15 protein-coding genes are annotated in these 17631 nt (G+C 71.8%); 7 read left to right on the top strand and 8 right to left on the bottom strand.

Annotated elements, in window-relative coordinates:
- Nucleotides 1–175 precede the first annotated feature (175 nt).
- A complete protein-coding gene (locus ACBJ59_RS44120; protein WP_375116068.1) occupies nucleotides 176–481 on the top strand; it encodes a hypothetical protein in 306 nt (101 codons plus the stop codon).
- Between the two features lie 19 nt (nucleotides 482–500).
- Here ACBJ59_RS44120 and ACBJ59_RS44125 read toward each other — a convergent pair whose 3' ends face one another.
- Nucleotides 501–1652, bottom strand: coding sequence for a low temperature requirement protein A (locus tag ACBJ59_RS44125; RefSeq protein WP_375116069.1), 1152 nt, complete (start codon nucleotides 1650–1652; stop codon nucleotides 501–503).
- A gap of 208 nt (nucleotides 1653–1860) precedes the next feature.
- Here ACBJ59_RS44125 and ACBJ59_RS44130 point away from each other — a divergent pair, with 208 nt between their 5' ends.
- A complete protein-coding gene (locus ACBJ59_RS44130; RefSeq protein WP_375116070.1) occupies nucleotides 1861–3234 on the top strand; it encodes an alpha/beta hydrolase domain-containing protein in 1374 nt (457 codons plus the stop codon).
- A gap of 4 nt (nucleotides 3235–3238) precedes the next feature.
- Here ACBJ59_RS44130 and ACBJ59_RS44135 read toward each other — a convergent pair whose 3' ends face one another.
- Genes ACBJ59_RS44135 through nhaC form a run of 3 tightly spaced genes read right to left on the bottom strand, consistent with a single transcriptional unit; the run spans nucleotide 3239 to nucleotide 7349 of the window.
- Entirely contained in the window at nucleotides 3239–4492 is a 1254-nt protein-coding gene (locus tag ACBJ59_RS44135; protein WP_375116071.1) for an arginine deiminase, read from the bottom strand.
- 9 nt (nucleotides 4493–4501) lie between these two features.
- Nucleotides 4502–5899, bottom strand: coding sequence for a basic amino acid/polyamine antiporter (locus tag ACBJ59_RS44140; protein WP_375116072.1), 1398 nt, complete (start codon nucleotides 5897–5899; stop codon nucleotides 4502–4504).
- On the bottom strand, nucleotides 5883–7349 hold the full coding sequence (gene nhaC / locus ACBJ59_RS44145; RefSeq protein ID WP_375116073.1) for a Na+/H+ antiporter NhaC: 1467 nt from the start codon (nucleotides 7347–7349) through the stop codon (nucleotides 5883–5885). The genes ACBJ59_RS44140 and nhaC overlap by 17 nt, the downstream gene beginning before the upstream one ends.
- A 310-nt stretch (nucleotides 7350–7659) precedes the next feature.
- Here nhaC and ACBJ59_RS44150 point away from each other — a divergent pair, with 310 nt between their 5' ends.
- Nucleotides 7660–7809, top strand: coding sequence for a hypothetical protein (locus ACBJ59_RS44150; protein ID WP_375116074.1), 150 nt, complete (start codon nucleotides 7660–7662; stop codon nucleotides 7807–7809).
- Between the two features lie 58 nt (nucleotides 7810–7867).
- Here ACBJ59_RS44150 and ACBJ59_RS44155 read toward each other — a convergent pair whose 3' ends face one another.
- Nucleotides 7868–8944, bottom strand: a complete 1077-nt coding sequence (locus ACBJ59_RS44155; RefSeq protein WP_375116075.1) for a LacI family DNA-binding transcriptional regulator — start codon at nucleotides 8942–8944, stop codon at nucleotides 7868–7870.
- A gap of 147 nt (nucleotides 8945–9091) precedes the next feature.
- On the opposite strand from ACBJ59_RS44155, the gene ACBJ59_RS44160 reads away from it, so the two are divergent.
- Both ACBJ59_RS44160 and ACBJ59_RS44165 read left to right on the top strand, forming a co-directional pair.
- A complete protein-coding gene (locus ACBJ59_RS44160) occupies nucleotides 9092–10957 on the top strand; it encodes a DUF2264 domain-containing protein (RefSeq protein WP_375116076.1) in 1866 nt (621 codons plus the stop codon).
- Between the two features lie 161 nt (nucleotides 10958–11118).
- Nucleotides 11119–12132, top strand: coding sequence for a hydroxyacid dehydrogenase (locus ACBJ59_RS44165; RefSeq protein WP_375116077.1), 1014 nt, complete (start codon nucleotides 11119–11121; stop codon nucleotides 12130–12132).
- 69 nt (nucleotides 12133–12201) lie between these two features.
- Here the strand turns inward: ACBJ59_RS44165 and ACBJ59_RS44170 are convergent, their stop codons facing one another.
- Entirely contained in the window at nucleotides 12202–12573 is a 372-nt protein-coding gene (locus tag ACBJ59_RS44170) for a DUF4267 domain-containing protein (protein ID WP_375116078.1), read from the bottom strand.
- Between the two features lie 409 nt (nucleotides 12574–12982).
- On the opposite strand from ACBJ59_RS44170, the gene ACBJ59_RS44175 reads away from it, so the two are divergent.
- Nucleotides 12983–14377 (top strand): S28 family serine protease, encoded by a 1395-nt coding sequence (locus tag ACBJ59_RS44175; protein ID WP_375116079.1) that lies wholly within the window; start codon nucleotides 12983–12985, stop codon nucleotides 14375–14377.
- On the opposite strand, the gene ACBJ59_RS44180 is transcribed toward ACBJ59_RS44175, so the two are convergent.
- Nucleotides 14355–15485 carry a Gfo/Idh/MocA family protein gene (locus ACBJ59_RS44180; RefSeq protein WP_375116080.1) on the bottom strand — a complete coding sequence of 377 codons (1131 nt, stop codon included), beginning with the start codon at nucleotides 15483–15485 and terminating at the stop codon, nucleotides 14355–14357. The two genes, ACBJ59_RS44175 and ACBJ59_RS44180, sit on opposite strands and share 23 nt — an antisense overlap.
- On the bottom strand, nucleotides 15482–16273 hold the full coding sequence (locus tag ACBJ59_RS44185) for a ThuA domain-containing protein (protein WP_375116081.1): 792 nt from the start codon (nucleotides 16271–16273) through the stop codon (nucleotides 15482–15484). The genes ACBJ59_RS44180 and ACBJ59_RS44185 overlap by 4 nt, the downstream gene beginning before the upstream one ends.
- A 320-nt stretch (nucleotides 16274–16593) precedes the next feature.
- On the opposite strand from ACBJ59_RS44185, the gene ACBJ59_RS44190 reads away from it, so the two are divergent.
- Nucleotides 16594–17595 carry a LacI family DNA-binding transcriptional regulator gene (locus ACBJ59_RS44190; protein WP_375116082.1) on the top strand — a complete coding sequence of 334 codons (1002 nt, stop codon included), beginning with the start codon at nucleotides 16594–16596 and terminating at the stop codon, nucleotides 17593–17595.
- Nucleotides 17596–17631 lie beyond the last annotated feature (36 nt).

Consider the following 17631-nt stretch of genomic DNA (forward strand, 5'->3'; position numbering starts at 1 on the left):
CCGGTTGCTGATCTGGACCCTACGTCGTGGCCGCCCAGGTCGTACGGACACGACTGAGGGGAATATTCCTCCTTGCCGGAGGTCCCGCCGACACCGTTGGTCCGGTGAGGAGCCGTACCTGTGCCTGACAACGCCCTGGTGCGCCGCCCGCGGCCGGCCCGGCCCGCGCCTGGTCGTGCTGGACGCCCGGCGGTCCCCGGCTCGGCCGCCGCCGTACCATCCGGAGGCCGACGTCCTCGTCCCGCTGGACAGCGTCACCGACCACAGCGACACCCCCACGCTTGACCTTCCCGTCCTGGGCATCGCCGTCGCGATCTGCCTGTGGCGGCTCTACTCCGACGTGGTGGTGCTCGCGGCCGAGCACCGGCTCGTCCGTACGGGCGGCGCGGAACGGGTGGGGACGGTCGTGGCGGCCTACGCGTACGGGCACGTGCTGTTCGGCAACCGCCTGCACGCCACCGTGAGCTTCCGCGCGGCCTGACCGGGCGCGCAAGGCGAGGTCAGCGGCCGGCGATGACGAGCACGATCAGCACCGCCGCGATCAGCGGCAGCGGCAGGCCGGTGAACGGCGTCGCCAGCACCGCGACCGTGCCCGCCAGGTAGGCGGCCCGCACCCGGGCACGCGGGCGATGCGGCCGCACGTGCACCAGCCACAGGCTGGCCAGGAAGACGGCCACCGGCACGGCGACCGCCGCCCCCGCCCCGAGGGCGCCGACGTGCGCCCGGTTGCTGTCGTAGTCGACCTTCACCGCCAGGCCCGCGCCGATGGCGGCGGCGGAGGAGAAGACGAAGTAGTGGCCGTAACCCCAGGTGAAGGCGGTCTTGCCCGAGGCCAGCAGCCTGTGCGCGGGGCGGGCGAAGTACAGCCACCACATGGCGAAGACGATGACCATGCCGCTGAAGGCCACCGACAGCAGCGCCGCCGTGTTGATCTGCCGCTCCAGCCCGGCCTGGACGGCGACGGTGGCGGCGAGGATGGACTCGCCGAGGACGATGATCGTGAACAGGCCGTAGCGCTCGGCGATGTGATGCGGGTGCCAGGCGGTGGTGCGCAGCCGTTCCGCCCAGACGGGCACCGCCAGGTCGGCCACCGCCAGGACGCCGAACGAGACCAGCTCCAGCTCGTCGGGGAGGGCCAGCCGCACGACCCAGCCGAGCTGGACCAGGGTGATGCCCAGCGCGTACCGGAGCGCGGGCGATCGCCCTTCGGGATGCCCGTGGGCGGCGCGCAGCCAGAGCGGTACGAGGGCCATGCGCATGACGACGTAGCCGAGGGTGACCAGCCCGAAGTGCCGGTCCTGGAAGGCCGCCGGGACCCCGGCGGCGAGGATGAGCACCCCGGCCATCTGCGCGAAGATCAGCAACCGGTACGCCGCGTCGTCGGTGTCGTAGGCGGAGGCGAACCAGGTGAAGTTCATCCACGCCCACCAGATCGCGAAGAACACCATGGCGTACCCGAGCACGCCGCTGCCCGCGTGCCCCTCCGCCAGCGCGTGGTGGAAGGCCGCGGCCGCCTGCGCCACCGCGACAACGAAGCACAGGTCGGACAGGAGCTCCAGCGGGGTGGCGACACGATGGGACTCGCCGGGGTCCCGCCCGGCCATCCTGCGCCACAACGGCCTGCGGCCACCGCCGTCATGCGAATCGGCCATGATCCTCCCTTACCCCCGCCCCGGCCCCCTGCTCGTCGGTGTGAAAGCGGGAAAAGTAAGTGCAGTTGTCCGGCGGGGTGCTTGACCGGATTCGCCGGCGATCTCCATGAGGTGGCACGGGGACGGTGATTTCACCGATGCCGGACGGGCGGGGAGAGGAGACGATCTGAGGTGGCCGGTCGGGCCCGGCCCGGAAGGAGCTCGCGCCATGACGCCATTCCCCAGCACGGCCGCGGCACTGCTCGCGGTGACGCTGCTGCTCACCCCCGCGGCGGCCGCCGCAAAGGACGGGACGGCCGCCGTCCCGGCCCCGGTCGCGGTGCCCCAGGTCGAGGGGCCGCTGCCGGGAGCCCCGCCGGGTGACCCGGCCTCGCCGGACGTGGCCGAGACCTACCCGTGGCTGGCCACCGACGCCGACCTGGCCTCTCTCGGCTACGTCGAGCAGGAGTTCCACCTGTCGGGGAACGCCGACGCCTACAGCGCGACGGGGCAGCTGCTCGCCTCGGACGTGCCGTACCGGACCCGGGTCCTGGTGCGCCGCCCGGCGAGCCCCGCCGGGTTCAACGGCACCGTCCTGGCCGAATGGCAGAACGTCACCGCCGGATACGACCTGGACGCGCTGTGGAGCACCGAGCAGATCACCCGGGCGGGGTACGCCTGGGTGGGCGTCTCCGCCCAGCGGGTCGGCGTGAACCAGCTACGCCAGTGGAGCCCCGCCAGGTACGGCGACCTCGACGTCACCGGCGGCGGTCAGTTCATGACCGACCAGCTCTCCTACGACATCTTCTCCCAGGCCGCCAAGGCGCTGCGGACACCGCCCGCCGGGGCCGCGCCGCTCGGCCGGCTGCGCCCCCGTACCGTCCTGGCCATCGGCGCCTCGCAGTCCGCCGGCCGGCTCACCGTCTACTACGACGCCGTGCTGCCCCAGATCGAGAGCGTCTTCGATGGCTTCGCGCAGATCGTCGGCAACGCCCCCACCCGGGCCGGCGCCGAGCCGGTCTTCCAGGTGTTGTCCGAGACCGACGTGCGCACCCCCGTGCGACCCCCCGACACCGAGCGGTTCCGGCGCTGGGAGGTGGCCGGCAGCGCCCATTCCGGCTGGCACGGCTACCGCAGCCGGGTGCCGCTGCTCGCCCGCGACCTCGGCCAGGCTCCCACGTACACGTGCGCCCGCCCGCCGTTCAGCCGCGTCCCGCTGCACCACGTCATAGCCGCCGCCTACGACCACCTGACCCGCTGGGCCGAGCGCGGCGTCGCGCCGCCCACCGCGCCGCCGCTGGAGTTCGCCCCCGACGGCACCAAGGCCCGCGACGAGCTGGGCCTGGCCCGCGGCGGCATCCGGCTCTCGCAGGTCGCGGCGCCCACCGCGCTGAACACCGGCGACAACTCCGGCGAGACCTTCTGCGTGCTCTTCGGCACCCACATCCCCTTCGACCAGGCGCGACTGGACGAGCTGTACCCCTCCCACGGCCGCTACGTCGCCGCCGTGGCCCGCGCCGACGCCCACAACCTCAAGGCGGGCTACCTGCTCCCGGCCGACGCCAGGCAGAACCTCCTCGACGCCGCCCGCCCCGGATCATGACCCCTTAGGAGACGCCGTCGCGCTCGATGGGGCACGTCATGCAGTGCGCGCCCCCTCGGCCCTTGCCGAGCTCGAAGCCCTCGATCTCGATGACCTCCACGCCGTGCTCGCGCAGCTTGCGGTTGGTGAACTGGTTCTTGTGGTAGCCGACGACCACCCCCGGGGCCAGGGCGAAGAAGTTGTTGCCGGAGTCCCACTGCTCGCGGGCCTGCTGGTAGTCGTCGCCGCCGGTCGGGATGACCTCCAGCCGGCTCAGGCCGAGCGCCTCCTCCAGGGCGGTGACGAAGCCGGCGTCGCGGTGCACCTCCAGCGTGCCCGGCTTGTCGCCGGGGCGCAGCGAGTAGGTGGTGGCGGTCTCCAGGAATGGCGGGTAGGCGGTGGCCTTGTCGACGTCGAGCAGGGTGAACACGGTGTCGAGGTGCATGTACGAGCGGCGCTTCGGGATGTTGACGGCGATCACCCGCTCGGCGGCGCCGGCGGCGAACAACGACAGCGCGACGTGCTCGACCGTGCGGGCGTTGGTGCGCTCGGACAGGCCGATGGCGACCGTCCTGTTGCCGATGGGCATCATGTCGCCGCCCTCCATGGCGGCGGTGCCGTAGTCCTCCTCGTCGAAGCGCGCGTCCTCCCCGGCGGCGGGGTACCAGAAGGCGAAGTCCTCGTAGGCGAACATCGGGTGGTGGTGGTAGATCGTGGACTGGTTCATGGTCTCCAGCAGGCGGGCGTGGAAGAACATCGGGTTGAGCGAGACCCCGCCGTACAGCCAGGCCGACGGGTCACGCTGGTAGAGGGTGTTGGGCAGCGGCGGCAGGATGAAGTCGCCGGGCGTGGCCGAGGCGGCGACCAGGGACCTGTCGTCCAGGGCGGCGATGCCGTACTCCCGCTTGCTGAGCCCGCCGATGAGGTGGGTGGCGAGCTTGTCGCCGCTCCAGCCGGAGAGCGTCTCGCGGACGGTGTCGACCAGGGCGGGCCCCACGGTCAGGTGGGTGACCGCCTGCTCGACCGCGTGCTGCCTGGCCGCGAAGCCGGAGTCCAGCGCCTCGGCCAGCAACTGCTGGTGGTGGAAGACCTCGATGCCGCGCTCGCGCATCATGGCCACGAACGCGTCGTGCTCGCGTTGCGCCTGCTCGACCCAGAGGATGTCGTCGAACAGCAGCCGGTCGTTGTTGTCGGGTGTGAGCCGCTTCATGCTCAGCTCGGGCCGGTGCACGATGACCTTGCGCAGTGTGCCGACCTCGGAGTGCACGCCGTACGACATGGAAGCCTCCTAGATGGTGATGAACCCGGTGACCAGGCCGATGACGCCGAGGACGGCGCCCACGGCGACCACGGCGAACAGGACGAGCTCGGCGGGGGAGAAGACGCGCCTGCCGTGCTCGCGGCGGGTCAGCGCGAACAGGATCGTGCCGGGGGCGTAGATGACGCACGACAGCAGCAGGAACTCCAGCCCGGCGGCGAAGATGAGGAACGCCGTGTAGATCACGGCCAGCGCGGCCACCAGGATCTGCCTGCCGGTGCCGCCGAGCCTGAGCGCGTACCCGGCGGCCAGCAGATAGGGCACCAGCGAGAGCGCGCTGGTCAGCTTGAGCGTGAAGGAGAAGGCGTCGTCGGAGAACAGCGTGATCGCCAGCACGGCGGTGATGAGCGCGCTGGTCATCACCAGGGCGGCCACCGGGGTGCCGTGCCGGTTCTCGCGCCGCAGGAAGGCCGGCATGTCGTCGTCCTTGGCCGCCACGAACAGCACCTCGGCCGCCATCAGCGTCCAGGCCAGGTACGCGCCCAGCACCGAGACGATGAGCCCGACGCTGATCAGCACGGCCCCCCAGGTGCCGACGACGGATTCGAGCACCCCGGCCATGGACGGCTGGCGCAGCCCCTCCATGCGGGCCTTGGGCAGGGCGGCGTACGACAGGAGCGTGACCGAGGCGAACAGCGCCAGCACGCCCAGGAAGCCGAGCACGGTCGCCCGGCCGACGTCCTCGCGCCGGCGCGCGTACCGGGAGTAGACGCTGGCCCCCTCGACGCCGAGGAACACGAACACCGTCACCAGCATCGTGGCCTTGACCTGGTCGAACAGCCGCCCGTCGCCCCACAGGTTCGCGGTGAAGACGCCGGACCGGAAGGCGACGGCGAGGATCACCACGAACAGCAGGATCGGCAGGACCTTGGCCACGGTCACGATCTTGTTGATCGCGGCGGCCTCCTTGACCCCCCGCATGATCATGAGGTGGAAGGCCCACACGCACACCATGGACACCAGGACCGCCAGGAGCGTGTTCCCCTCGCCGAAACCGGGGATGACGGCCCCCAGCGTGGACTTGATCAGCACCCAGTACGAGACGTTGCCGACGCAGGCGCTGGCCCAGTAGCCGAAGGCGGAGAAGAAGCCGGGGAACTCGCCGAACCCGGCCTTGGCGTAGGCGTAGACGCCGGCGTTCAGGTCCGGCTTGCGCACGGCGAGCGTCTGGAAGACGAGGGCGAGCATCAGCATGCCGGCCCCTGCGACCACCCAGGCGACGACCGCGCCGAACACGCCGGTGGCCTGGGCGAAGTTGCGCGGCAGGGAGAACACGCCGGCGCCGACCATCGAGCCGACGACCATGGCCGTCAGGGTCGGCAGTGACAATCCCTGGGCGGCCTGCCTGGTGTCAGTGGTGCTGCTCATGGGTGACCTCCGACGCGGCGACCCGCTCGATCCTGAAGCCGGTGAAGCCGTACAGCACGCTCAGCAGCGGGCTGAAGATGTTGAAGAAGCAGAACGGCAGGTAGGCCAGCGTGGAGACGCCGAGCACCGCGCTCATGAAGGCGCCGCAGGAGTTCCACGGCACCAGGGGCGAGGTCACCGTGCCGCTGTCGGCGGTCAGTCGCGACAGGTTGGCCGGCGCCAGGCCGCGCCGGGCGAACTCGGCCCGGTAGACGCGCGCCGGCAGCACCAGCGCGATGTACTGGTCACCGGCGATGACGTTGAGCCCGAACGCCGACGCGAACACCGTCAGGAACAGCCGTCCGGTGCCCCTGGCCGAGCGCACCATCGGCGCGATGAGCCGGTTGATCAGCCCGAACTCCTCCAGAACGGTGCCGAACGTGACCGCGCCGATGATCAGCCACAGCGTCGTCAGCATGCTCTCCATGCCGCCGCGCGACAGCAGCGCGTCGACGTCGGCGATGCCGGTGTTCTTGTCGAACCCGGTGGCCATGGCCTGCCATACCGCCTTGACTCCGCCCAGGACGCCGCCCTGGCCCGCGAAGTCGGCCACCACCGCGGGCTGCGTGAACGGGCCGAGTAGGCCCGCGAAGAGGGTCGAGGCCACCAGGGCCAGCGTGGCGGGGGTCTTGCGGATCGACAGCACCACCAGCAGCAGCAGCGGTAGCAGGTTCAGCGGGGTGATCCAGAAGATGTCGCCCAGCGCCTTGAGGTCGACGGCGGTCTCGCCCTCCTGCGCCGGCGACGGTCCACGGCCGAGGCCGAGCAGCAGGAACAGCACGAACCCGAGCACGAAGGCGGGCACCGAGGTCCACGCCTGCCGCTTGATGTGCTGGTAGAGGTCCACCTTGACGAGCTGGGCGGTCAGCACGGTGGTCTCCGACAGCGGGGACAGCTTGTCGCCCAGGTAGGCGCCGGAGATCACGGCGCCCGCCGTGATGGCCGGCGAGACGCCGAGCATGATGGCGATGCCGACCAGCCCCACCCCGATGGTGCCCGCGGTGGTCCACGAGCTGCCGATCGACATCGCGATGAGGCCGCAGATCAGCGCGGAGGCCGCGTAGTACCAGCCCGGCGAGAGGACCTGGATGCCGTAGTAGACCAGGGTGGGAATGGTGCCCGACATGTTCCAGACGCCGATGAGGGCGCCGACCGCCAGCAGGATGAACATCGCGCTGGTGATCGAGGACAGGGCGCGCTGCCCGCTGGCCTGGACGTCCTCCCAGGGATGACCGTTCTTCAGCACCACCAGGGCGGCCACCAGCGCGCACAGCACCAGCGCGACCTGGATCGGCCCGTTCAGCGCGTCCAGCCCGAACAGCGCCAGCGCGCCGCCGATCAGCACGACCAGGGTGGCCATCGGGATCAGCGCATCGATCAGCGACGGCTCGCGTCTGCGGTCGTTCGCCATGATCTCTCACCAGTCGGAGTGGCACGCAGCCCGGCTACCTGCGATTACTCCACCATTCCCCCATGAGGCAGGCGAACGTGCGACGAACCTATGGCTTTACCGATATCGCCGCAAGAATGCTTTTACCGTCCCCCGCGGAGTTCCTGCGGCAGGTGGTACGCCTGCGGCTCAGGCGGCGGCGGTTGGGGCGCATTTGACGCCGTGACGGGATGGCCCTGCCCCCCACCGGGGCAGCCCGACCCTTGACTGCCAGGCGACGGCCGGCCCCAGGGACGGCGTCGCGAACAAGCAGGAACCGGGGGTACCCGCAATGCGGACAACCATCATCAGCTCAGCCCTCGCCGCCGCCGTGGGCGTCACGGCCCTGTTCGGCGTGGCGGCCGGCGCCGCGCAGGCCGACACGCGGGTCCAGACGCAGGTGACCCAGTCCATACCGGTGCCGGATGACGACGACGACTGACAGACGCGGGCTGAGGCCCGGGAGCGGCGGCGGCCCGCGGGCCGCCGCCGCTCCCGGATCATGAAGATTCGGGCCTTACCGGGCGGACCGAGTCGCGGACGACGATGTGGGTGCCGAGCATGACGTGCTGGGCCGGGTTGCCTGACCTGCCGCGTTCGAGGGCCAGGCGTACGGCGGTGCGGCCCAGCTCCTCGTGCGGCACGTGCACGGTGGTGAGGTCGATGTCGGCCGAGGGCGGCAGGTCGTCGAAGCCGACCATGGAGACGTCGTCGGGCACGCGCAGCCCGTGCTCGCGCAGCGCCTGGCGGGCGCCGGCGGCGATGAGGTCGTTGCCGGCGAAGACGGCGGTGAAGTCGCGGGGGCCGGCCGCGAGGCGCTCGCGGATCATGCGGTGGCCCTCGTCGCGCTCCATCGTGCCCTCGACCTCCAGGCCGGGGTCGTGGGGCACGTGGAAGTCGGCCAATGCCCTGCGGTAGCCGGCGATGCGGCTGTCGGGGGTGGTGTAGCCGTCACGGCGGCCGAGGAAGAGGATGCGGCGGTGGCCGGCCGAGAGCACGTGGCTGGTGATGGCGTAGGCGCCGCCGGTGTTGTCGTACTCGACGACGAGGGCGGGCACGTCGGGGCCGAGCGCGGGGCGGCCGCACAGGACGAGCCGCGAGCCGGCCCCTGCCAGGGCGCGGGCGTATTCGGCCATGCGCTCGCGGTAGGCCTCGTCGGCGACGACGTTGCCGACGAGGATCACGCACTCGGCGTGCTCCTGGCGCATGAGCTGGACGGTGGCGAGCTCGCGCTCCGGGTCGCCGCCCGTGGTGCCGACGATGCACAGCTTGCCCTCGAGCGCGGCCTGCGTCTGCACGCCCTGCGCGACGTGGGCGTAGTGGGGCGAGACGACGGAGTTGACCACGATGGCGACGCTGCGGCTGCTCGCCCCGGCCAGGCCGCGGGCGTTGGCGTTGGCCACGTAGTCGAGCTCGCGGACCGCCTTCATCACCTTGCCGCGGGTGGCGGGCGCGCTGGGGTAGGTGCCGGACAGGATCCGGGAGACCGTGGCCACGGACACACCCGCGTGCGCCGCCACGTCGCGGATCGTCGTCGGCCTGGGCCCCTCCTCGCCGGACGCCGGACGCCGGACCATCTCACCTCCACGTGGCGCTGAAACCTGCGCTGAAACTTGCTGGTAAACCGCTTACGCGTGATGGTTCCCGCTGGTCGTCGCGGTGTCAAATCACCGCTCCCACCCCGATGTTAAAACGCTTACAGCAGCTGTTCTAGGATTGCGGTCATGCCACTGAGCCTTCCCGCCCCCGACGTACGACTGTCCGGACACACCGGCTGGACCCGGGCACATTGGGAGGCCATGGCGGATCACCTGCTGGACTCCGTGGTGCCGTACGCGTCGGACGGTTTCGCCCAGTTCCGCCTGCCCGGCAGGGCCAGCAGGTCGGGGCCGGTGAGTGACGGCTTGGAGGGCTTCGCCCGCACGTTCCTGCTCGCGGCCTTCCGGATCGCCGGCGCGGGCGGTCAGGTGCCGCCGGAGCTGCTGGAGCGGTACGCGAGCGGCCTGGCCGCCGGGACCGACCCGGCGCACCCGTACGCCTGGCCGGCCCTGGCCGACATGTCGCAGCAGCTCGTCGAGGCCGCCTCGGTGGCGCTGGCGCTGCACGAGACCCGCCCGTGGCTGTTCGACCGGCTGCCGCCCGCCGTGCGGGAGCGGGTGGTGGAGTGGCTGGCCGGGTTCGTCGGGCGGCGCACGCCGGACAACAACTGGGTGCTGTTCCGGGTGATCGTCGAACAGTTCCTGGCCGAGGTGGGCGGGCCGTACTCGCCCGGGGAGATCGCCGGCGGGCTGGAGCGGATCGAGGAGTGGTACGCCGGTGACGGCTGGTACTCCGACGGCAAGGGGAAGAACTTCGACTACTACTGCGGCTGGGCCCTGCACCTCTACCCGTCGCTGTGGGCGCGGATGTCCGGCGACATCGTCCGGCAGGAGCTCTACGCGGCCCGGCTGCACCGATTCCTCGACCAGTACCAGCACTTCTTCGCCGCCGACGGCGGGCCCGTGCACCAGGGGCGCTCGCTGACCTACCGGTTCGCGACGGTGGCGCCGCTGTGGCTCGGCGCCCTGACCGGGGCCTCCCCGCTCCCGCCCGGCCGGACCCGCCGCATCGCCAGCGGCGTCCTGCGCCACTTCGCCGAGCGGGGCGCGCCGGACGAGCGCGGCCTGCTCACCCTCGGCTGGTACGACCCCTTCCTGCCGGTCACGCAGGACTACTCGGGACCGGCGTCGCCGTACTGGGCCAGCAAGGCGTTCCTCGGCCTGCTCCTGCCGCCGGCCCATCCCGTCTGGACCGAACCCGAGCAGGCGGCCCCGGTGGACCTGGCCGACCAGACCGTGACCATGGCCGCCCCCGGCTGGCTGCTGCACGCCACCCGGGCGGACGGCGTCGTACGGCTGGTCAACCACGGCAGCGACCGGGACCGCGTCCGGCACCCGGACGGTGTGCCCGACCCGCACTACCTCAAGTACGCCTACACCAGCCACACGGGGCCCGAACTGGGGACCGCCAAGGGCGTGGACAACCACCTGGCCGTCATCGCACCCGACAGGACCCCCTCGCTCCGGCGGCGCATCGAACCCCTGGCCGTCTCGGACCGCTTCGCCGCCTCGGCCTACCAGGACGGCACCGTCCGCGTGGTGACGGCCTCGGTCGTGGACGGCGCGGCGGAGATCCGGATCCACCGCGTCACCGCCCCCGCCGGCCACCAGGTGCGCGACGGCGGCCACGCCCTGGCCGCCGCACTCCCGCTCGCCCTGAGCGAGGAGGGCGACCTGGCGCTGGCCCGCCGTCCGGACGGGCTCACCACCGCGGTGCGCGCCCTGCACGGCTACACGGGCACCGGCCTGGTCACGGGCGCGGGCACCAACGCCTACGGCCCGCATTCCGCCACCCCTTACGCGATCGCGCAGGCCCACCCGGGAGGCGTCGCCCTGTACGTCACCCTGGTGTGGCTGGCGGGCCCGGGCATGGATCCTCCCGCCCCGGCCGTCCACGTCGAGGGCGACGCCCTGGTCCGGCTGACGCTGCCCAGCGGCGACACGGCCACGGTCCACCTCCACGACACCCCCACTTGTACGTTGAGCAGATAAAGCGCTTACACGACATCTTCAGCAGTCGTTTGGCGGCCCTGATCCTGTTCAAAACGGTCAATTGTCAGGTGATGCGGATGCGGCTATCGGTGAAGTACGCTCGTTCATGGAAGCGTTTTCACCAGTTCCATCCTGCCCGCCCATCGATAGGAGCTCACTCCGTGCCACGGCGACCCGTCGCGGTCTTCGCCCTCGCCCCCTGGGCGTTCGGCGGCGTCTTCCCCGCCGACCTCCTCACCTGGCTGCGGCAGCTGGTCGACATCGACCCGGCGACGACGTTCACCTCGTTCGACGGACCGGCGGCCGCCGCCGCCCTCGCCGAGGCGGAGATCCTGCTCACCGGCTGGGGCTGCCCGCACATCGACGCCGGCGTGCTGGCCGCCGCGCCCCGGCTGCGCGCCGTCGTGCACGCCGCCGGCACCGTCAAGGCCCGCGTTGATCCCGTCGTGTTCGAGCAGGGGATCGTGGTCTCCTCCGCCGCCGAGGCGAACGCCGTCCCGGTGGCCGACTACACCATGGCCATGCTGGTCCTGGGTGCCAAGCGGGCGTTCAGCCGCGCCCGCCGCTATGCCGCCGCCGTCGAGGGCGCGCCGCGTGACTGGCTGCCCGGCGACGGCACCGGGCTGCACGACTGCACCGTCGGCGTCATCGGCGCCTCCCGCATCGGCCGCCACGTCCTGCGCCGGCTGCGGGCGTACGAGGTCGAGGTGCTGCTCCACGACCCCTACGTGAGCGCCGTCGAGGCCGCGCGGCTGGGCGCCGAGCCCGTGGGCATGGACGACCTCTGCCGCCGCGCCGACCTCGTCACCGTGCACGCACCCGCCCTGCCCGAGACCCGCCACCTGCTCGACGCCCGGCGGCTGGACCTCCTGCCCGAGGGCGCGGTGGTCATCAACACCGCCCGCGGCTCCCTGATCGACACCGACGCGCTGACCCGGTCGTGCGCCACCGGCCGGATCTCCGCCGTCCTCGACGTCACCGACCCCGAGCCGCTGCCGCCGGGCCACCCGCTCTTCGCCCTGCCCAACGTCCTGATCACCCCGCACCTGGCGGGTGCGCAGGGCCGCGAGACGCGGCGGCTGGGCGAGTTCGCCGTCGCCGAGGTGAGTCGGTTCCTCGGCGGCAGGCCCCTGCTCGGGCAGGTGGAGCTGGAGCAGCTCCCGTACATCGCCTGACGCGGGGCACGGCTCCACAGGCACCGGAACCCGGTCCTCGCCCTGTGCGTAGTCATCGGCTCCAGGGGTTCAGACGGCGAAGAGCAGGGCGGAGCTGATCAGGACGACCACGGCGGTCGCGAAGTGGATGCCGAACGCGACCGCCTTCGTCCCGCCGTTGCGCAGCACGATCAGGGTGTCACCCAGCGGGACCAGCGCGACGACCAGCATGAACCACGCTTCGGCGCGCGCTCCGGCGAAGGCCAGCAGGGCCAGGCCGAGCAGGCCGTAGGCGCCGTCGCGCAAGCCCTTGATCGTCAGGTAGGCGGGGTCGCCGTGCTCCTTGGCCGGCACGCCGTAGCCCGCGGCGGAGGCGCGCGGCACCAGCAGGAAACGGGCCCCGATGAACAGGATGAACAGGTTGAGGGCGATCGCGAGGCCGTAGGCAAGAGGGGTGAGCATGTCCGTCTCCATTTTCTAGCGCTGCTAGGAACGGAAATGAAGCTAGCAGATCGACGGCAGAAGTGCTAGCGACGCTAGATTGCGGGAGAGCATGACGATCCATACGCGCCGGAGCGCGAGCGGAAGAAGTTGATCATCACGGCCTGGCGACCCTCACGCTCGGCGGCCGGCTGCCCCGCGAGCAGCACGACCGGCGGCTCGCCCGCCTCCTGGCCCCGCTTCACGAAGTGAGCGAGGTGAAGGAGGTCGATGCCCGCCTGAGCGCTCGTTGATCGCTTTCATCCGGGGACGGCTGGATGGTCTGTTCGGACGGGAGTGATCGGTATACCGTCGGGCGGTACTGGCCCTCCTCCGAACAGTCTCCCCGAGCAGCCTCCCCCGTGCAGCCTCCCCGCAAGGAGTCGAAAGCGTGCGATCCCGGTTACTGGCCGCGCTGGCGGCCGCGATGGCCCTCGTGACGACCCTCGTGACGGCCCTCACCCTGCAAGCCCTTCCCGCCGCCGCCCAGGACGACCTGCTGGACCGGCTCAAGGCCATCCCCGGGCTGACGGTGGTGTCGGAGTCCCAGCCGGCCGGCTACCGGTTCTTCGTCCTGACCTTCACCCAGCCGGCCGACCACCGCTACCCGGCCAAGGGGACCTTCCAGCAGCGGCTCACCCTGCTCCACCGCTCCACCGCGGCGCCGGTCGTCCTCTACACCGGCGGGTACGGCCTGCCGGTGAACCCGACGGCCTCGCGCACGGAGCCGACCCAGCTCCTCGACGGCAACCAGGTCTCCGTCGAGCACCGCTTCTTCCGCACCTCCCGCCCGGCCCCGGCCGACTGGGACGACCTGACCGTCTGGCAGGAGGCGACGGACGAGCACCGGATCGTCCAGGCGCTCAAGACGATCTACTCCGGCAAGTGGATCCAGACGGGCGCGAGCAAGGGCGGCATGACCTCGGTCTACCACCGCCGCTTCTACCCCGGCGACGTGGACGGCGTGGTGGCCTACGTCGCCCCCAACGACCCGGTGAACCCCCTGGACCACCAGTACGACCGGTTCTTCGCCCGCGTCGGCCCCGAGTCCTGCCGGACCGCGCTGGAGAACGTGCAGCGCGAGGCGCTCAAGCGGCGCGACCGGATGGTGGCGCTGCTGGAGGCGGACGCCGCGCGCAACGGCTACACCTTCACCAGGACGCTCGGCAGCGCCGACCGGTCGTTCGAGATGACGATCCTCGACACGGCGTGGGCGTTCTGGCAGTACCTCTCCGTGGCCGACTGCCCCTCCGTGCCGCCCACGACCGCCACGGACGCGGAGCTGTACGCCTGGATCGACGGGGTCGCCTTCTTCGGCTTCTACACCGACCAGGGCCTGGACTACTACTTGCCGTACTACTACCAGGCGGCCACCCAGCTCGGCTGGCCCGACCTCGCCTTCCGGCACCTGCGCGGGCTGACCCGATACCGCGGCCTCTACCAGCCCAACTCGGTGCTGCCCGCCGAGCTGCGCTCCCGGCACGACCCGCGGCCGATGCTCGACGTGGACCGCTGGGTGCGTACCCGGTCGGAGCGCATGCTGTTCGTCTACGGCGAGAACGACCCGTGGAGCGCCGAGCGGTTCACCCCGAGCGGACGCGACTCCTACCTGTACGTCGCGCCCGGATCGAACCACGGGGCCAGCATCGCCCGCCTGACCGAGGCGGACCGCGCGGCGGCGACGGCCACGTTGCGGCGCTGGGCGGAGCCGCCGCTGGCGCAGCGGCTCCCCGAGGCGGCGGACCTGCCCGCCGACGACATGCTCACCGATCGCCGGACCCGCTGAGCCGGGCCAGTGCCGAAGCAGGCGTGCCCCAGGACTCCAGCCGCGCACGGATCTCCGCGCGGACGGGAAGGGCCAGCGCGTCCCGGTACGCCTGCTCCAGCAGCGCGCCGATCTCCACCCGCCGGCCCGATCCGGCGGAGCGGACCGCCGCCTCGACCATCGCCAGGCTGAGGAGGTTGCGGGAGATCGCCCCGGACGGCCGCGCGCCCGTGCGCAGCGCCGCGACGAACTCCCGGAGCGCCCCGGCGATCTGCTCGTGCCCGCCGGGCGGCACGTCGGCCGCGTCACCGGGTGCGTCGCCGGGTGCGGAGGTGACGCGCCGCTCGCCGTCCCAGGTCGCGCTGCCGCCGGGGCCGACGGCCCGCCATTCGCCGTTCCAGGACGTCTCCAGCCCGTCGGCGCACCAGCTCCCGGTGAACACGTAACGGGTGCCGTCGTCGAAGAGGAAGCTCGCCGTGGCCGCCGCGTCGCCCCGGTACCAGCTCCAGGCGGGGTTCCAGCTCTCGCACATGACGGAGACCGGCTCCGCCCCGAGCAGGTAGCGGGCCGCGTCGAAGGCGTGGATGGCCATGTCGACCAGGAGCGGCTGGTCCATCTCGTCCCGGAACCCGCCGAACCGCGGGGCCCGGAAGAAGCCGGTGGTGAGCAGGCCGGGCGGGCCGAGCCGGGCGATCCGGCGGCGGTACTCCGCCAGGGCGGCGTAGTAACGGCGCGACTGGCTGATCATCAGCAGCCGCCCGGCCGCCTCGGCGGCCGCCACTTGGACGAGCGCCTCGGCCAGGGTCGGCGCGGCCGGCTTCTCGCAGAGGACGGGCACGCCGGCGAAGAGCGCCTCGATGCTGACCTCGCTGTGGGCCGCCGGGATCGTGACGTTCACGACGGCGTCCGGCTCGGTGGCCGTGAGCAGGTCGCCGAGCGAGGCGCCCACCTTGGCGTCGCAGCCGGCATCGCGTACGGCCGCCTCCGCCCGCCCGACGTCGAGGTCGGCCACCCCGACCACCTCGACGTCGCCGGCCGCGGTCAGGGTTCGCAGCCAGGCCAGGCCCATCGAGCCCGCCCCCACCTGCACGACGCGGATCGGCCGCCCGGCAACGATGGAGTCGCTCACTCGGCGTGCTCCTTGTTGCTCATGGCGCCGCGGTAGCCGTGGCCGTTGAAGAAGTCGCCCGTCTCGTAGCGGAGCAGGGTCGGCAGCTCGCGCCGCGACCGGTCGCCGGCCGCCCACTCGGCCGCGTTGGCGATGACCTGGAGCACGTCGGGGTGGTGGTAGACGGGGTAGTCCTGGTCGCCGGGGCTGAAGTAGAAGATCTTACCGTTGCCGCGCCGGAAGGTGCAGCCGCTGCGGAACACCTCGCCGCCGCTGAAGGAGCTGATGAAGATCAGCTCGTCGGGCTCCGGGATGTCGAACTGCTCGCCGTACATCTCCTGGGCGGGGATCACGATGGGGTGCGGGACGCCGCGCGCGATGGGATGGGTCGGGTTGACCGTCCAGACCAGCTCGCGGTCGTTCTCGCTGCGCCAGCGCAGCGTGCACGTGGTGCCCATGAGCCTGGTGAAGATCTTCGACCAGTGGCCGGAGTGCAGCACCACCAGGCCCATGCCGGACAGCACGTGCCGGTGCACCCGCTCGACCACCTCGTCGGACACCTCCCCGTGGGCGGCGTGCCCCCACCAGGTGAGCACGTCGGTGCTCGCGAGCACCTCCTCGGTCAGGCCGTGCTCGGGGTCGTCGAGCGTGGCCGTGGCGACGGTGGCCCGCGCTCCGAGCCGGGCCTCGATGCCCCGCCGGATGGCGTTGTGCATGCCGTCGGGGTAGATCTCGGCCACCTTGGGCTCGACCTGCTCGTGCCGGTTCTCGCCCCACACCGTGACGTGCAGGGGTCGGGTGCTGTTCATGCGGTCTTCCTTTCCGGAGTCATTTGACGGCACCGCTGACGGCGCCGGCCGTACCTCGGGGGTGCTGGTCAGGGTGAGGGCGAAGAGGAAGTCGCTCCACGCCGACAGGAGTCGGTCAGCGGCGGGAGGACGCCGGAGGCGGAGCTGGAGAGGAGGTTGACGGGGAGGCGCGGTCGCGCGTATCAAAGCGCTTAACCGAGCATACTTGTGAAGTATGTTGCGCCCCTCCAACTGTGATGTCAACAACACGTTAAGAGAATTCGTCGAATATGCTGCGCTATAGTCGCAGTGCTTCGCCAGGTCCCCGGGAGGCGGCACCCATGGTCACGATGCGCGACGTCGCCCAGCGGGCAAACGTCTCCATCGCCACGGTCTCCTTCGTCATCAACGGCACCAAGCGCGTCGCGCCGGAGACCCGGGCCCGCATCGAGGCGGCCATCGAGGAGCTCAACTACCGGCGCAACGTCGTCGCCCGCGCGCTGGCCAGCTCGCGCACCCGCATCCTCGCGCTGCTCCACCCCGACCTGGAGTCCCGGGCCAACGCCACGGTGATCCAGTTCGTCATGGGCGCTGCGCACGGCGCCCGCGAGCGCGGCTACGACCTGGTGCTGTGGCCGGTCAACGACGACGAGCAGATGTCACACCTGCTCGCGGGCGGTCTCGTCGACGGCGCGCTGCTCATGGAGGTGCAGATCCGCGACTCCCGGGTCGAGCGGCTGCTCGCCTCGCGGGTCCCGTTCGCGCTGATCGGCCGGACCGAGGACGACGACCTGCCGTACGTCGACATCGATTTCGCCACCACGATCGACCAGGCGGTCGCCCACCTCCGCTCGTTCGGCCACGAGCGCATCGCGCTGGTCACCCAGGTGACGAAGGGAAACGAGCCCGGCCGGATCAGGCGGGTCGAATCCGCCTACCTCGCCGCGATCGCGCCACTCGGCGGGCCGCCCGCGGTCATCGCGGTGGAGGGCACGTCGGCCGGCGGGCGGGAGGCCGCCCGCGTGCTCGGCGCGGAGTTCCCGGAGGCGACGGCCGCCATCCTGGTCAACGAGGGCGCCTCGGCGGGGCTGGTCAAGGGGGTGCGGGCGCTCGGCCGGTCGATCCCGGACGACCTGTCCGTCATCTCGGCGGCGACCACGCGCGAGCTCGGCGAGATGATCGAGCCGGCCCTGACCGTCATGGCCGCGCCGGCCCCGCGGCTCGGCCGCCTCGCCGCGGACGCGCTGATCGACCAGCTCGAAGGCGTCCAGGACGCGCCCCCGCACCTGCTCATCCCCTGCACGCTCGTGCCGGGCCAGTCGGTCGGCCCCGCGCGCCGCTGACTGTCGGATACGTCCGATTTGTAACCCACTTGGTCC

Source organism: Nonomuraea sp. MTCD27 (assembly GCF_041950495.1).
GTDB lineage: Bacteria > Actinomycetota > Actinomycetes > Streptosporangiales > Streptosporangiaceae > Nonomuraea.

Excerpts from the sequence above, each read along its gene's own strand:
- ACBJ59_RS44125 (WP_375116069.1), bottom strand. The coding sequence starts at position 1,652 with ATGGCCGATTCGCATGACGGCGGTGGCCGCAGGCCGTTGTGGCGCAGG.
- ACBJ59_RS44130 (WP_375116070.1), top strand. The coding sequence starts at position 1,861 with ATGACGCCATTCCCCAGCACGGCCGCGGCACTGCTCGCGGTGACGCTG.
- ACBJ59_RS44135 (WP_375116071.1), bottom strand. The coding sequence starts at position 4,492 with ATGTCGTACGGCGTGCACTCCGAGGTCGGCACACTGCGCAAGGTCATC.
- ACBJ59_RS44140 (WP_375116072.1), bottom strand. The coding sequence starts at position 5,899 with ATGAGCAGCACCACTGACACCAGGCAGGCCGCCCAGGGATTGTCACTG.
- nhaC (WP_375116073.1), bottom strand. The coding sequence starts at position 7,349 with ATGGCGAACGACCGCAGACGCGAGCCGTCGCTGATCGATGCGCTGATC.
- ACBJ59_RS44150 (WP_375116074.1), top strand. The coding sequence starts at position 7,660 with ATGCGGACAACCATCATCAGCTCAGCCCTCGCCGCCGCCGTGGGCGTC.
- ACBJ59_RS44155 (WP_375116075.1), bottom strand. The coding sequence starts at position 8,944 with ATGGTCCGGCGTCCGGCGTCCGGCGAGGAGGGGCCCAGGCCGACGACG.
- ACBJ59_RS44160 (WP_375116076.1), top strand. The coding sequence starts at position 9,092 with ATGCCACTGAGCCTTCCCGCCCCCGACGTACGACTGTCCGGACACACC.
- ACBJ59_RS44170 (WP_375116078.1), bottom strand. The coding sequence starts at position 12,573 with ATGCTCACCCCTCTTGCCTACGGCCTCGCGATCGCCCTCAACCTGTTC.
- ACBJ59_RS44185 (WP_375116081.1), bottom strand. The coding sequence starts at position 16,273 with ATGAACAGCACCCGACCCCTGCACGTCACGGTGTGGGGCGAGAACCGG.
- ACBJ59_RS44190 (WP_375116082.1), top strand. The coding sequence starts at position 16,594 with ATGGTCACGATGCGCGACGTCGCCCAGCGGGCAAACGTCTCCATCGCC.